This window comes from Microbulbifer maximicatervae (SeqCode) (assembly GCF_052467695.1).
In genome coordinates this window covers 4,582,888-4,597,366 of sequence record NZ_CP174320.1, presented here as the reverse complement: position 1 = coordinate 4,597,366, position 14,479 = coordinate 4,582,888, and the positions used below count along the sequence as shown (strand labels likewise).

The 14,479-nt window shown below is 45.7% G+C and carries 8 protein-coding genes; 6 read left to right on the top strand and 2 right to left on the bottom strand.

The window, feature by feature from the left end; all coding sequences use genetic code 11:
• Positions 1-121: 121 nt before the first annotated feature.
• The 3 genes from ACJJI8_RS20150 to ACJJI8_RS20140 all read left to right on the top strand — a co-directional run bounded on the left by ACJJI8_RS20150 (position 122) and on the right by ACJJI8_RS20140 (position 2,540).
• On the top strand, positions 122-466 hold the full coding sequence (locus ACJJI8_RS20150; RefSeq protein WP_444914099.1) for a type 1 glutamine amidotransferase family protein: 345 nt from the start codon (positions 122-124) through the stop codon (positions 464-466).
• 228 nt (positions 467-694) lie between these two features.
• Positions 695-1,114 carry a hypothetical protein gene (locus ACJJI8_RS20145; RefSeq protein WP_444933517.1) on the top strand — a complete coding sequence of 140 codons (420 nt, stop codon included), beginning with the start codon at positions 695-697 and terminating at the stop codon, positions 1,112-1,114.
• A 202-nt stretch (positions 1,115-1,316) separates the two neighbouring features.
• A complete protein-coding gene (locus ACJJI8_RS20140; protein WP_444933516.1) occupies positions 1,317-2,540 on the top strand; it encodes an enterotoxin (HBL) in 1,224 nt (407 codons plus the stop codon).
• 111 nt (positions 2,541-2,651) lie between these two features.
• On the opposite strand, the gene greB is transcribed toward ACJJI8_RS20140, so the two are convergent.
• Both greB and ACJJI8_RS20130 read right to left on the bottom strand, forming a co-directional pair.
• The gene (gene greB, locus ACJJI8_RS20135; RefSeq protein ID WP_444897666.1) at positions 2,652-3,152 is read right to left on the bottom strand and encodes a transcription elongation factor GreB; all 501 of its coding nucleotides are present in this window, start codon (positions 3,150-3,152) and stop codon (positions 2,652-2,654) included.
• Positions 3,153-3,191: 39 nt separating this feature from the next.
• Complete coding sequence (locus ACJJI8_RS20130) at positions 3,192-5,138, bottom strand: S9 family peptidase (protein ID WP_444933515.1); 1,947 nt, start codon at positions 5,136-5,138, stop codon at positions 3,192-3,194.
• 263 nt (positions 5,139-5,401) lie between these two features.
• On the opposite strand from ACJJI8_RS20130, the gene ACJJI8_RS20125 reads away from it, so the two are divergent.
• From ACJJI8_RS20125 to ACJJI8_RS20115, 3 genes are all read left to right on the top strand, one after another.
• Positions 5,402-6,256: a beta-keto acid cleavage family enzyme gene (locus ACJJI8_RS20125; protein ID WP_444913362.1), complete on the top strand. Its 855-nt coding sequence runs from the start codon at positions 5,402-5,404 to the stop codon at positions 6,254-6,256.
• A 539-nt stretch (positions 6,257-6,795) separates the two neighbouring features.
• On the top strand, positions 6,796-14,022 hold the full coding sequence (locus ACJJI8_RS20120; RefSeq protein ID WP_444933514.1) for an FG-GAP-like repeat-containing protein: 7,227 nt from the start codon (positions 6,796-6,798) through the stop codon (positions 14,020-14,022).
• On the top strand, positions 14,016-14,447 hold the full coding sequence (locus ACJJI8_RS20115) for a hypothetical protein (protein ID WP_444933513.1): 432 nt from the start codon (positions 14,016-14,018) through the stop codon (positions 14,445-14,447). Before ACJJI8_RS20120 ends, ACJJI8_RS20115 begins: the two co-directional genes overlap by 7 nt.
• The last annotated feature ends 32 nt before the right edge of the window (positions 14,448-14,479 follow it).

Below are 14,479 nucleotides of genomic sequence, written 5' to 3'. Positions count from 1 at the left end.
ATTCACACTCCGCGTTGCGACTTCTTGAAAGGTCTAGACATTCCTGCGAAGCCGCGCCTTGATTGTGAACCGCTCTGCATGCCAGAGGTATCACGGAGTTATTCAGAGGCTCCCTAATATTATGGGTGGGATTTACCAGAAAGGGGGAGTTGTGGGCAGCTGTGGCCATGGGGCAGGTGCGTTTGCTGATGTGAAACTGAAAGATGGCCATTATATGGTAAAGGGCAAGAAGGTTGCCGGTTTCCCGGATTCCACAGAAAAAGAGAAGTCTTGGGCTAAACAGGGTACTTTATTACCGTTCTTGGTAGAGGAACGCCTTCGAGAGAATGGAGCCATTATTATTAATAAGGATAATGTTGCAGATAAGCATGATGTCATATCCGATCAGCGTATTGTTTCTACAATGTTTTTACCTTCTTCTGCGCTGGTTGCAAAAGAAATGCTGGGTTTAATCGAGAGCAACTAAATTGCTCCAGTACCTTATTGTGTATTTGCTCTATCGTTAGGCAGTCATTCTGCGGGTCAAGCTCTAACGAGTTTGGCCTCAATGCGACCAATCTCTACCTGTTAGTCTCAATATGCTATAACGCGGGTAACCAACTCGGGATCACTCGATCGCCCTGTAGCTAAATCTTGTCTCTGCATATTTATCTACCATTCTTTCTAAAGGGAACTGAAATCGGCGGCAGTGAATATGCGTCCATTTATTGTATTAATAATATCGGTAACTTTGGGAAAGCTGGCCTATGTATTTAGCCCCTCTCTGGGGAATAATGTAATAGTGGCCTTATTGGCCCTATTGGGTGTGGTTCCCTATTTGTTAATGCCGATTAGATCCGAGTTTTTCAGGGCGCAGATTCTTCAATGGGCTAAACAGAATAATATTGGCGTTTTGAGACTCGAGAGTAGGGGGTTTTCCAAAGGACGATTGTTTTGGCGTGTATCTGATGCGCAAAGTGTCTTCTGTGTTACCTCAAAAAAAGATACTTATTGGGTGGCGTGTGGCTCGTGGCTGCTGGGTTCTTATAGTCGGAAGCTACTGGTCTACAAACAGGTTGGAAGTGTTCTGGACTTGGTTGCAGCATTTGACGGAGATAATTGCCTGGTTGAGTGACTCTGTTTGGCGGTTATTTGCCTTAAGAGTTCGCCTTAATAGCAGCAATGTGAATATAAATATATTTTTGTTTGCGATTCATTATAAGAAGTAACCTATTGATTATAAAAAAGCCTGATATATTTGGCCGCGGTTCAACAAAGGTGTTTTCCATGGCGTTTCGCTGGTTTCATCTTTAATTTTCATTAAGAGAGAAATAAATATGTCACAGGTAAGTGATGACTTAGATTTGGTGGCGAAGAAAACGTCCAGCCCAGTGGTGGTGAAACTTTCATTAGCCAAAGCGTTTAAGAAAAGTGCCGAACCTATTCGTGATACTCAGATTACTTACAAACAGAATGTTGTTGCAATTAACACTCTGGTTACCAGTGTGTTGTCCTCGAGTTTGCCCACTTTAAATCAAAACCCACCGGACTGGAGTGATTTTGTAACAGCCTACACACAGGCCAATGCAGATGCTTTGGACTGGGTAAACAATGTACTAGCCAGGCTTCTGGATGTGCCTGGTGAAGTACAGAGCTATAACAGTGTTATCAGCCAGCTTTTACAGGATGCCCTTTCTCAAGCGAATATCCTCAAAAATGACCCGAGTAATAGTTCTGCACTGCAAATACTCAAGAATGATTTGAACTCAATTACCTCGCAACTGGGAATTGTTTCAACCTTTATCAGTGGTGCGATTAAGGCAATTCAAGGGTTTCAAGATAAACTGCCAGATATGGCGACACAATTGCAGTCAATTGCCGACAATTCTGTAAAGGATTCCCAGGCTGACGAGAAGAAAATTGCTGATCTAAAGCAGGATATCAAGAATTTACAGGCAGATATCAAATCCCTGACTGCCAGCATCGTTGCTCTGGGTATTGCCGATGCCACTGCTATCTCTCTGGGGACGGTTGCTTCTATCGTGGCTTTTCCTGAGGGCTTGTTGACCTGGTTTGTGATGGGGCCGGTGGCTGCTGTGGCATCAACCTTTATTGCTCTGGATGCTGCAAAAATTGTTGCCGATCAAAAGAGTATTCAGGATAAACAGGCAGAGATGGACCTGATCACTGCTGATGTATCTACTCTACAAATGTTGTCTCAGAGCTTTGGGCAGCTAGCAGAAGAAACCCAGCAAGTTGAAGATAATTTACAGGCCGTGTTACAAGAGTGGCAAACGCTTGAAAGTGATGTTTCCGATGCGATAAGTGACATTCAAACTGCGATCTCTGATGAAGAGGGGGCGAACTATACAGCTGTTATCAATGACCTTAACGATGCCGTGGCCGAGTGGAATGATGCTTATTCCCAAGCGGGCAGCCTGTTTATTGAGCTCAACGTGAACAATGCAGAATTGAACATTGGAATGAGTTCCGAACAGGTTAAATCTGCTTTTTCTACTGGAAGCACTGTTGGTGTGATTCAGTATTATAATAATCTCTGAGAATATTTTTGCAGTTTAGCTTTGAAGGCTTATTCCTGTGGAATAAGCCTTTTTAATTGCGCGGCAGCTAAATTGACTTCCCAAACTAAGTGTTTGAGAGTGCCAAGGTTTTTATTCCTCGTAACGAATGTCAGTAATATAGAAAGCCTGCCACTTTTCCCCCTGACGGATATCCACTTCATCATCGAGCTTGCGCCCTAATAAGGCACGGGCAACGGGGGAGTCCATGGATATCAAGCCAGCTTTTACATCGAATTCATCGGGTCCTACAATGCGGTAGCAAACGCTCTCGCCCTCATCATCTTCAAGCGTTACCCAGGCCCCAAAAAAAACCTTTTCCTTATCGTCCGGTATTCGATCTACAACAGTAATCTCTTCCAGGCGCTTGGTGAGAAAGCGCACGCGGCTGTCGATTTCCCGCAGTCTTTTTTTACCGTAGATATAGTCTGCGTTTTCCGAGCGATCTCCCAGCTTGGCGGCGTCGCTAACTGCCTGGGTTACCCGGGGGCGCTCCTCCTCCCAGAGGTGCTTAACTTCGGCGCGCATACGTTGCGCGCCCTCTGCGGTGATGTAGCGGGAGCCGCGTGGACGCGGCGGTCTCCATCTTCCCATGGTATTTTTTTAAACTCTTTTTAATTCAATATTATTTAATTATAGGTTTTCGATGGTAATTCCCGGGCCGGGTTCCGCGAGCGGGAAATTAAATATGCGGCTGTAGAATTCAAGCTCTCCCTCCAGGGCCAACTTGATACTGTCGCCACTGCGGAACCCATGCCCTTCATTGGCAAATGTAATATAAGACACCGGGATACCTCGCTCCCTCAGGGCATCCACCATGGTTTCGGCTTGGTTGGGTGGTACTACCTTGTCCTCCATGCCTTGGAAGAAAATCACAGGGCAATTCAGCTTTTCCACATCGTTAATGGGGGAGCGCTGAAGGTAGACTTTTTCTGCGGAAGGCCAGGGCCCTACCAGTTTATCCAGGTAGCGGGACTCAAACTTGTGGGTGTCTTTGGCGAGGCTGCTCAACTCCCCGATTCCATAATGGCTGGCACCTGCTTTAAAGGTATCGTGGTAGGTCAACGCTGCCAGCACTGTGTAACCGCCGGCACTACCACCTTTGATCAGCAGGCGATTGGGGTCGGCGAGCCCATCTTCTACCAGGTATTCTGCACCGGCGCAGACATCTTCCACGTCATAGATGCCCCATTTATCGGCGAGGCGGTCCCGATACTTGCGGCCATAGCCGGTACTGCCGGAGTAGTTTACGTCCAGAATGGCAAATCCCCGGCTTGTCCAGTATTGAACTTTCAGGCTGAGGCCCGCTGATGTAGCGCCGGTGGGGCCTCCATGACTAAATACAATCAGCGGTGGCTTATCGCCACTAGGTGCTTGGAAGTTGGGGTTGTGGGGTGGGTAATAAAACCCGTGTACGGCGCGATTATCCACTTGGAAAGTGACGGCTTGAGCGATGGAGAACAAATCGGTTGGCAGCGAGCTGCTATTGCTACTGGCAATCTGTTCCGTTTTACCCGTCTTTTGGTTAAAGCTAATAACAGCGGGAAAACTCTCTGCACCTGCGGCAATCATCACCCCGTTGCCATTTTCACAGTGCAGGCTTTCGATATCACAATAAGGCTGGGGAAGAGTTTGATACTCTCCGCTTTTTATGTCGACCTTTCCAAGGTGCCAAGTGCCATTCTGGGTGTAAGTACAGAGGATTTCTGTGGGGCTAATAAAGCCGTAAGTGGACATTCCAAATACCCACTGCGGAGTGGCGAATTCTGCTTCTTTTTTCCACAAGGGTTCGCTTTGTCCCAGCCTATATAGGTTCCACCAGTTGTTGCGATCAGAGACATAGCAGAGTTCGCCCTCAGGAGACCACTGGGGCTGAAAGACGGATTCATTCTCACCGCCGGCTACTTGGGTGACTTCACCGATATCCCCCACCTGATCGAGTTTGGCGATACAGAGCTCTGTCGCGTCCCAGGGGAGGTTAGGGTGGTGCCAGCGCAGAAAAGCCAGTTGATCACCGGCCGGATTCAGGGTTGGGTTCGAATAAAAGTCTGCCCCTTCTTGAAGGATTGTCGGCGGATTTGCCAGTGGGTTGTTTAGGTCTACCGCGATAATGCGCGCACGGGGTTCCTCGCCCTGCTGGTGGCCACTGGTATCTTCCTCGACACAAATTAATCGATTTCTCAGGGGGTCGACAATCAGATCGGCGTAGCGGGAGCTATTTTCTGCGGTGATTGCTTCGGGGATCGCATTGTCGAGCTTCATGCGATAAATGCGCTGATCTTCTGCCAGTACGAAATAGGCGGTGTCACCGTAAACAAGATAACTGCCGCCTCCATATTCATGGGCCTTGGTGCGTACGGCGATAGGAGCGGGGGTGAGATCTCTGCGCCCATTTTTTGGACAATACTGCACCAGTACATTCCTGCCTTTTTCAGACGGGCGGGACTCCAGCCAGTAATAGCGGCCATCTACTAAATTGGCTTCTGCCAGGCGAACGCTGCCCTCCACGAGAAGTTCTGCGTTGATTGCAGATTTCCAGCTGCCGTAAGGGGCGATGGTTGGAGTGATAGTCTCGCTCATGAGGTACTTACTTCCTTATTGGGTTTTTTCGCATTCTGCCGAGATGAATCCGGGGAAACAAGGTGCCTTGGCGGGGGCCCTATGATAGTCTCGTATAACCAAGCAAGCGCTTGGTGCTGTATTTTGTCGATGCGCTATCCAGAATCAGCTCTTCCACTCGCTCTGGTCCTTTTACGATCAGTTGGTGTTGTAGGAGCGACGCGCACACGCTGGATAGCCCTGTAAACAGCGGCCTTAACAAAGATAATTCAGGAGAGCCAGCGATGTCTGATGAAGTGGTGATTACTTGCGCCCTAACCGGAGTGCTTACCAACCCCCAGCAGCACCCGGTCCCGGTTACCCCCAAGGAAATGGCGGAATCCGCCCGTGAAGCCTACGATGCGGGGGCTTCCGTTATGCATGTTCATTTCCGCGCGCAAGAGGAAAACAAAGGCCATTTACCCACCTGGGACCCGCAAATAGCCTTGGAAATTGCCGATGCAATTCGCGATAAATGCCCTGGCGTTATTCTAAATTTTTCAACTGGCACTATCGGACGGGATCAGCAAGGCCCCTTGAGTTGTGTGCGTGCCGGTAAGCCGGAAATTGCCGCCTGTAATGCGGGAAGCCTGAACTATTTAAAGGCGCGATCCAACGGCACCTGGGCTTGGCCACCCATGGTATTTGATAATCCGGTCGATAAGGTAGAGGAGCTGTTGGCAGTTTGTCGGGAGACCGGTACCCGCCCGGAATTTGAGTGCTTTGATATTGGTATCGTTCGCTCTGTGGGAATGTATGCGGATGTAGGGATGGTGGATAAGCCCAACTACAACCTGGTGATGGGAGTGGCTTCAGGTATGCCTGCCGATCCCGATTTACTGGAAATTATTCCAAAATATATGAAGCCCGGCAGCTTATGGCAGAGCACAGTGATCGGCCGTGAGGAAATCTGGCCGGTGCATCGCAAGACTGCAGAATTGGGCGGCCATTTGCGCACTGGAGTTGAAGATACCTTTTACTTGCCGGGAGGAGAGCGGACTTCAGGGAATGGTCAATTGATTGAGGCTCTTGCGGCTGTAGCTGAAGAGACTGGGCGAAAGGTGGTATCGCCGAGCCGGGCGCGGGAGATTTTTTGTTGAGATTGGTTTAATTCTGCAAAATAGCCCGGCACTGGGTCGGACTATTTTGAACACTGCGCGCACCTCTGCTGGGGCGACAATTTAAGAAATAATAGGGTTATTTTAAAATTGTCGGGGCTCTCGGTATTTCTAAATCTTGGTGGTTTATCTGAAACTGTTAGGACCAGCTGCTGAGGTAAGTTTCAGAATGCAATCGGCTCTCTTCAGAAGTTAGTGATAATGTTGTCTCTGATTGCTAAAAATTGATCAATCTTAAGTCGCAAAGAATTACTGCCCCCCAAAGTATAGTTTCTAGTAAACAGTTGTTTGGAAGCTACAGGCCTCTTCAGGAAATGGATTAGGCTGTGGCCGAGCACGATCTATCCTTATTCGTAATGTCGTGATTAGCACAACTTTGTTGACTTTGATGGTGTTTTTGTACAAAATCCGCTCCATTTTTTATGCCCTATAGGTAAGGAAGTCGGATGATTGCGGTGCGTACTGTTGTTCCGAGCGGCAATATAACTGTAAGGTTTATACTGTTGTTGGGTGTGTTGCTGATGTCATTTTGCGCACATGCCTTTGACTCGACCGGGAAAGCAATTTACACCAAGGATATCGACGGGGATGGTGAGCAGGACTACTATATTGTTGGTCGTGAACGGTATCTGATATTACATGGTGAAATTCCTACTCCGATTACTTTGCCTCCTAGCCCCTCTTATGTAGTTTATGCAGATGGTTTAATTGCCCCTTTTACGGTGTCTGATAGTGAGCTGTTAGGGTATACACTTCTTACAGAAGGGGTTGATTTTTATTATGGTGATTTTGATGGCGACTCTATAACAGATACGCTTTTTAGGAACCAATATGCAGATGGTTCCCCGTTTGTTCTGACTGGCGTAAATGGAGAAGAGGTTCCAGCAAATATCGTCGCATTTCCGTCATCTGACAATTTGTCAGCTTTATTGTCTGATACTCAAAATAGATTTTACATAGATGATATAAATTCGGATGGTCTTGATGACCTAGTTTTACAACCTGATGAAGTTTACTTAGCCTATACAGCTTATCTTTCTGATGGGGAACTACCCAAGTTAGAGCAAGATATTCTATCGAGCGAGATGCAATCCGCAACCATTGCTGGTAGTTCTGCAGGTCAGTTTAGGGTCAACGAATCAGGTAGCGCTACTTATTCATTAGCAATAGCAACTGGAGTAGGTACCGCCGGTGTTGCCCCCCAGTTATCCATTAATTACCAAGGTAATAGTGGTAATGGCTTATTAGGGAAAGGGTGGTCTATAGGGGGGCTGTCAGGTATAACTCGTTGTAGGCAGACCCTTGCTACAGATGGGCAGGCTTTACCTATTAATTTCACTTCTTCAGATAGATTTTGCCTGGATGGACAGAGGCTTATTAACGTCTCTAATAAGGTTTATGGCTCTGAGGGTGCTGTGTACCGCACGGAGATTGATTCCTTTATCAAGGTTACTTCATTTGGCAGTTTAGGAGATGGGCCAGCGTATTTTACCGCTGAGAGAAAAGACGGCTCTACGAGCTGGTATGGTAATACAGCTAACTCCCGAGCAACTGCAGATGGTTCTGATGAAAACGTTGTTTCGTGGTTACAGAACGAGTTTCAAGATAGTGTTGGCAACCGAATTGAGTTTGAATATGAAGGTGACGCGAATACTGGCAAGCGTGTTCATGAAGTAAGATATGCTTACGGAGCGGGAGATAATGCCGCAGCTGTACAGTTTACCTATACCCCTAGACCTGACTACCTGGAAGCTTATACCGCTGGGCACTTGTTTAAAACCACTAAGCGCCTATCTAAGATTACCTCCACTTCAGATGGTAGTACCCTTCGCGAATACAATATTAGTTATCAGTTAGTAATAGATGACCTGTCTAAAAACCAAGTCTCCCTAATTGATGGAATTCAGGAATGTGTGGGTAGTAACTGTTTGCCCGCCCTCACTTTTGATTGGTCCCAGTATGACCTGAGCTATGGCTCAGCCAGTGGTACGGTAGACTTTACCGCTAACAGCAGTAGGTCGTTGAAGGATTTCCAGGTTGGCGACTTCGATGGTGATGGATACCAAGATGTTGTTTGGTTGGAGCTGGATGTTGACAGTGAAAGTGATCAAGATCACCAGGTCAAATATGCTCTGTCAAATGGGGTACGATTTGATCCGACAACTTATACTAATGGTAAGAGCTACTTATATTCAGGGGCCAATGCCGACGAGGATATCAGCATTGGAGTGCTTGATTACAATGCCGATGGCCGCTCAGATATTGCTGTATATGATAATCGCTATGCCAGTAAAACTTGGCATGTTTACCTGTCCACATATGTTGGCTCTCAGTGGAGGCTATCATCCAATGGTATTGACACGGGAGTACAAGAGCCTGATGGTGTCTTTGTTGATGTAAACTCTGATGGTCTTTCTGATTTGGTGGTTTTAAGTGGGGATAGCCTGCGTGTGTATCACCTTGAAACCGGATCAGCCCCGATTACTTCAGACTCCTACTATAAATTTGGGGATCCTAAAAGTTACTCTATTGATCTCCCATCCAATAGGAATATAAATAGGATTACTAATACACCATTAAAAGCTGCATCAGCAGATTTTAATGGTGATGGTAATGTCGATATAATGGTCGCTTTACAGAGGCCTTCAGTTAGTGGGTGTAAAGACGATCGTACTAATAGATCTGTAGACTTGGATATTTGCCTTGATGAGAATGGAGACATAAAAGAAGGGTATTCCTATACCTATACAGCATCTCATTCTGGGCATGCGATATATGTTTATAATTCTGAAACAGATAGCTACGATCTCTTTGACAGTCTTGGGGGATACCCCATGGAGTCTCATGTTGCAGCTGACTTTAATGGCGATGGGCTGACAGATTTATTGTTGCATGAATCCTCATCAACAAGTGTTTATCTGAGCACTGGCACTGAAATGGTCGAGGTTACTCCCAGTGGCTTCGCTTCAGAGGATGCAGGGGTATTGGATTTAAACCAGGATGGAAATCTGGATGTCTATTGGCCAGATCATGATTCTGGAGTATTGAAAGTTGAGCTTTGGGACTCTCAGACGTCGAGCTTTGCCACTACAAAGTCAGTAATCTCTATACCTAGTGACGAAGATTACACATATATCTTTGTTGATATTAATGGTGATAACCAGCCGGACTTTCATAAAATTACAGACGGAGGAAAGCTGACTTCCTATGTCTCGAATTATGATAGTTCTGCAAGCCGGGATATTCCCAGTAAAGTAATTACAGAAATTGATAATGGTTTGGGGAATGTTACCAATATTTCCTATAGTAATACGGTAGATGCTGGGTTCTACAGCCGCCTTGAGATGTCTGAATCTGTAAATGGAAAAGAGTGTACCACCACGCCTACCGAATACGATGAGAATGGATTGGAAATTCCAGGGGCCCCATATTGCTATCTAACGAAAACGGCAAATCCCAATGATTTTTATTCTGAGCTCAACGGCCCTTGGGCGCTGCCGGAGGAGAGCGTTACATTAGGAAAAGACACTCCAGTTTTAGATGTTTTGATACCAATGTATTTGGTTTCTAAAGTTGAGAGCACTTCTCCTTCCGCAAGTGTATCCCCTGGCTCTGTTGATTATTCAGCAATGAATGCAATTTCCTACGAATATTCGCAAATGAAATTGCAAGCCGCAGGGCGAGGAATGCTTGGCTTCCGAAAAATTTCTACCATTGATGAGCAGACTGGCGTAGAAACATCCACTTACTATCGTCAGGATTATCCTTTTATAGGAATGCCCCTGCAGACTGAAGTCCGAACTGCATCCAATGCTTTGATTCGAAAAGCCGCGAATATCTGGAATTTACAGGGATGGAATGGTTCAAATACGTCTGTGTTTCCTTATCAGCCTTATTTAGAAAATGTGATTGAGGAGACTTACTCGCTTGAAAATGATGGCGCCTCACATGGCGATCATCTACAAACGGTAATGACTGAAAGTAGCTATGATAACGATGGTAATGCAACTTCAATAAAAGTCAGAACAGTTGATGAGGTATCTGGTGAACAGTTTACTAAAGAGACGCTCAATTGTTTTGGCGGAGTTATGGCAACCCACCCTAATTCTAGCTGCTCAGCTGGGAGTGAATGGGAGTCTGAAAAAGGACGCTTGACTTTTACCCGGGTGACAAACAGTCGACCGGGGCTTGCTGACCATGTGCGTGAATCTGAATTCTCTTATTACGATAGCGGAGAATTAAAAGGCCTATTACACACCGAAACTGTTGAACCTAATAAAGCAGAATATAGATTAACAACGACTTATGAATATGATGATTTTGGTAATATTCAGAAAAAGACGTCAAGTGCTTCTGGTGAACAAAGTCGTTATACAAGAACTGAATATGATGCTTCAGGCCGTTTTGCAGAAAGGATATACAATAGCCTTGAGCATCTTACGGAGGAAGTGGTTAGCAGGAATTCATTTGGGGCACCTCTTCAGGTTAATGGCTTAAATGGATTAATAAGTTATATCACTTATGATGTTTTTGGGCGGGAGACGTATCGATATGATTCTTCCGGCGCTGATACAGAAATCCAATACTTGCTCTGTAATTCCGGGTGTATTGCTGGAGCTGAATATAAAGTTATAAAGAGCAGTAGTACTGGTGCAAATGCTACGGAGTATATGGATGCGCTTGGGAGAATAATCCGCACAGAAATTCAAGGCTTTAGTAAAACTATCTATACGGATCAGGAATATGATGATCTGGGAAGGGTCAAGTATGTCAGCGAACCCTATTTCGCCGGTGATGGTACCCTATGGACACAGACAGGCTATGATCTTTTAGGCCGCCCAGTTCATATTAGTGCACCAGATGACTCAGAGTTATCAATAAGTTATGACGGTCTTGAAATTGTTACTGTTAATGATAAGGGGCAACAAAAAACTGAACGAAAGAATGTTCTCGGTGAGCTGGTGGAGGTTGTCGATGCACTCAGTGGACGTATTACCTATGAGTATGATAGTCAGGGCAATCTGGGCAAAATTCACTCTTGGGGTCTAACAAACTCTTCTGGGAATCATATTGAGGAAAATGATGGCTTGACTTACCCCATTTCGGTCGTGATTGATTACGATGATATGGGGCGAAAAAACAGTATGAGCGACCCTGATAAAGGTGATTGGTCTTATACTTATACCAAGTTTGGTGAGCTGGAAACCCAGACTAATGCAAATGGCCATAGGGTTGAGTTTACCTATGACGCTCTAGGCCGAATGAAAACTCGTATCGATCTTGAGAATGGATCTACAGTTTCTGCCAATGTCACCTGGCAATACGACTCTGCTAACAATGGTGTGGGACAGATAGAGCTGGTTGAGGATTCTGTTAGTGGCTACCAAGTGCTCTATCAGTATGACGATATTGGCCGAAATACCACGCAATTGGTGGACTTTGATGGTAGTGGCTCCCAAGTATCCTATGTTACGACCACAGAGTTTGATGAATTTGGGCGTATTTACAAAGCCTACGATGCCTTGGATGATTTGTTGGCCGGCGGCCAGTCAGGTATTGAAAATCACTATAATGATTACGGCTATCTTGACAAAATTACCGATCTTGCTTCAGGTGACTTAATTCAGCAAGTATTGGAACAAACTGCTCGAGGACAGCTAAAGAAACAATTGCTAGGTAATGGTGCAACCAATAGCTACGGTTACGATAGCAAAACTGGGCGGCTCCTTAACCAGACTTCCGATGTGCTGGGTGTATTTGGTGTCCAGCATATCAGCTATAACTGGGATACCTTAGGTAATCTGACAAGTCGTCATAACCAGAGTGGGGATAAAGACCTACGTGAAAGTTTCTGCTATGACGATCTTAATCGCTTGGTAAAGAGTCATATTGGCGGTAATGATTATAATTGTTCTGGCTTGGCCTCTTCTGACCAGGACTTGCGTTACAACGCTATTGGCAATGTCATTTATAAGGCTGGTGTGGGTGATTACGCCTATGGAAACAGTTCTGGTCCCCATGCGGTCACTTCTGCCGGAGGTGTCGCCTATCGTTATGATGATAATGGCAATATGACTGCCGATGATTTTGATGGTGGCCGGGATATCGATTACACCACTTTTGATAAAGCGGAGCGTATAGAAAAAGGAAACCATATTACTGAATTTCTGTATGGTACTGAGCGCTCCCGCTATTATCGTAAAGATACCAATAATGCTACAGGGGAAGTGATTGAAACTTGGTACCTCGGTAATATTGAACGTATTGAAAACTCGTCCAAGCCTGGGGAGATTCAGTGGAAGCGCTATCTTGCCGGCACAGCAATTTATACCCTGACTACAGATGCTAGTTACGCTGTCCAGTCAACTGAGAAAGTATTCCAATATTTGGATCATCTGGGTTCGATAGATTTGCTGACTGATGATACTGGTGAGGTAATTCAGCAGATGTCTTTCGATATTTGGGGGCAACGTCGAAACAGTACAGATTGGGGTGGCTTGAGCTTATCGTCCTTGGCTGAGTATGATACTGATAATACAACGCGCGGATATACCGGCCATGAGATGCTGGATGCGGTTGGTATTATTCACATGAATGGCCGTATTTATGACCCTCGATTGGGGCGGTTTATGCAGGCAGATCCTTTTGTTCAGGCTGCTGCTGATACACAGATGTACAACCGCTATTCTTATGTGCGCAACAATCCCCTGAATGCCACGGACCCCAGTGGATATTTTCTTGACATTTTGGAAATGTCGTATGTTTCTGCTCGATTAAATAAACCAATTACTAGTTTATTTGCCGAAAGTCCTGAGTTTACGGCGGCGTTGCAAATTGTAGGAACGGCAATCAGCGCTTATTATTGTGGTCCCTGCTCAATTGCTTTTTCCGCTCAATTCTCGACGGATGTAGCCTATGCGAGAACTGGGGATTTTGGACAGTCCTTAAGAGCAGGCGCAATCAGCGGAGCCAGCGCAGCGGCCTTTTATGGGATTGGTAGCGCTTTTCAGGGAACTTCAGGTGCTGGGGCGGGAGCCGCCCGGATTGCTGCCCATGCAATGGTGGGAGGTATTACTGCTGAGCTTCAAGGTGGTAAGTTTGGCCACGGCTTCTTAGCCGCAGGGTTTAGTGCGGCAGCTTCAGCTAGCGGTATTTTAGGTGAGCCAGGAACTTTCACTCCAGAAGGGATTATCGGCTCAGCGGTTATTGGTGGGACAGCCTCAGTGCTCACAGGCGGGAAGTTTGCCAATGGGGCAGTTACGGGGGCGTTTAGTTATGTGCTTAATCATGCATTGCATGAGTCCCCGCTAGATCAGGCTATTGATAACGCTCATTCGCGACTTGATGCTCTTAGGCGCGGCCTTGAAGGTGCAAACTCAACTTGGGAAGGTCAATACTTAGGAATGTATGTATATGAAGTCGATGGGAAGTATATTCTGTCACAACCCTTTCCTGCAGATGTGGAGGGTGGTTATATGATTAACCCTGATAATCAAGGGTTTGCGGGCACTTCATTTGCTGTTGATCTTGACGCGGTAAGTATAGCTGCCGTAGCCATTAATGATGTATCTGGGACATGGAGATCTCCAGAGCAGTGGAGTAAAGGGGTTTATCTAAACTGGTCTAGTCAAATTGATGGGCCTGTTTCTGTGACTATTAATGATAATAGTTATCCTTGGTATAAAACTAGCTGGAGGTTTCAGCAGGATCAATGTATGAGAACTGGATGGAAAGATGGGGCATGTTAAAAAAAACGATTGCTAAAATTATTTATGTAGGACTAGCCAGTTTACTTGCTTGTAATGTACAGGGAGGTGAATTAGCGAATCATATATCAATTTATAAGCTCATAGTCGATCCTGAAAAATATGATGGCCAGCTTGTGATGGTATCCGGTTATATTGGCGGAAAAAATGGCCCTAGTAGAGGCTTATTCGTTAGGAAAATTGACGCATTAATCTCTAATACGGTGAACAAAATTAACTTTGATAGATCTTCTACATCTGAAGCCGTATTCGAAAAATGCCCATGGTCTTATGCGACGGTTGTGGGGAATTTTTCAGTTTCACCTATCACTGGTAAGTTATCATTAAAAAATATTCGATCTGTTAGCTCCTTTGATATCTCAAATGAGGAGCAAGGGGTTAAGCGCCTGCTTTGCTATCATGATTAGTCAGAATCAGTATTGATCGGGGGAGGGTATTC

Bases quoted from the DNA above. Each gene is read 5' to 3' on its own strand.
- ACJJI8_RS20140 (WP_444933516.1), top strand. From the start codon at position 1,317: ATGTCACAGGTAAGTGATGACTTAGATTTGGTGGCGAAGAAAACGTCC.
- ACJJI8_RS20130 (WP_444933515.1), bottom strand. From the start codon at position 5,138: ATGAGCGAGACTATCACTCCAACCATCGCCCCTTACGGCAGCTGGAAA.
- ACJJI8_RS20120 (WP_444933514.1), top strand. From the start codon at position 6,796: ATGTCATTTTGCGCACATGCCTTTGACTCGACCGGGAAAGCAATTTAC.
- greB (WP_444897666.1), bottom strand. From the start codon at position 3,152: ATGGGAAGATGGAGACCGCCGCGTCCACGCGGCTCCCGCTACATCACC.
- ACJJI8_RS20115 (WP_444933513.1), top strand. From the start codon at position 14,016: ATGTTAAAAAAAACGATTGCTAAAATTATTTATGTAGGACTAGCCAGT.
- ACJJI8_RS20150 (WP_444914099.1), top strand. From the start codon at position 122: ATGGGTGGGATTTACCAGAAAGGGGGAGTTGTGGGCAGCTGTGGCCAT.
- ACJJI8_RS20125 (WP_444913362.1), top strand. From the start codon at position 5,402: ATGTCTGATGAAGTGGTGATTACTTGCGCCCTAACCGGAGTGCTTACC.
- ACJJI8_RS20145 (WP_444933517.1), top strand. From the start codon at position 695: ATGCGTCCATTTATTGTATTAATAATATCGGTAACTTTGGGAAAGCTG.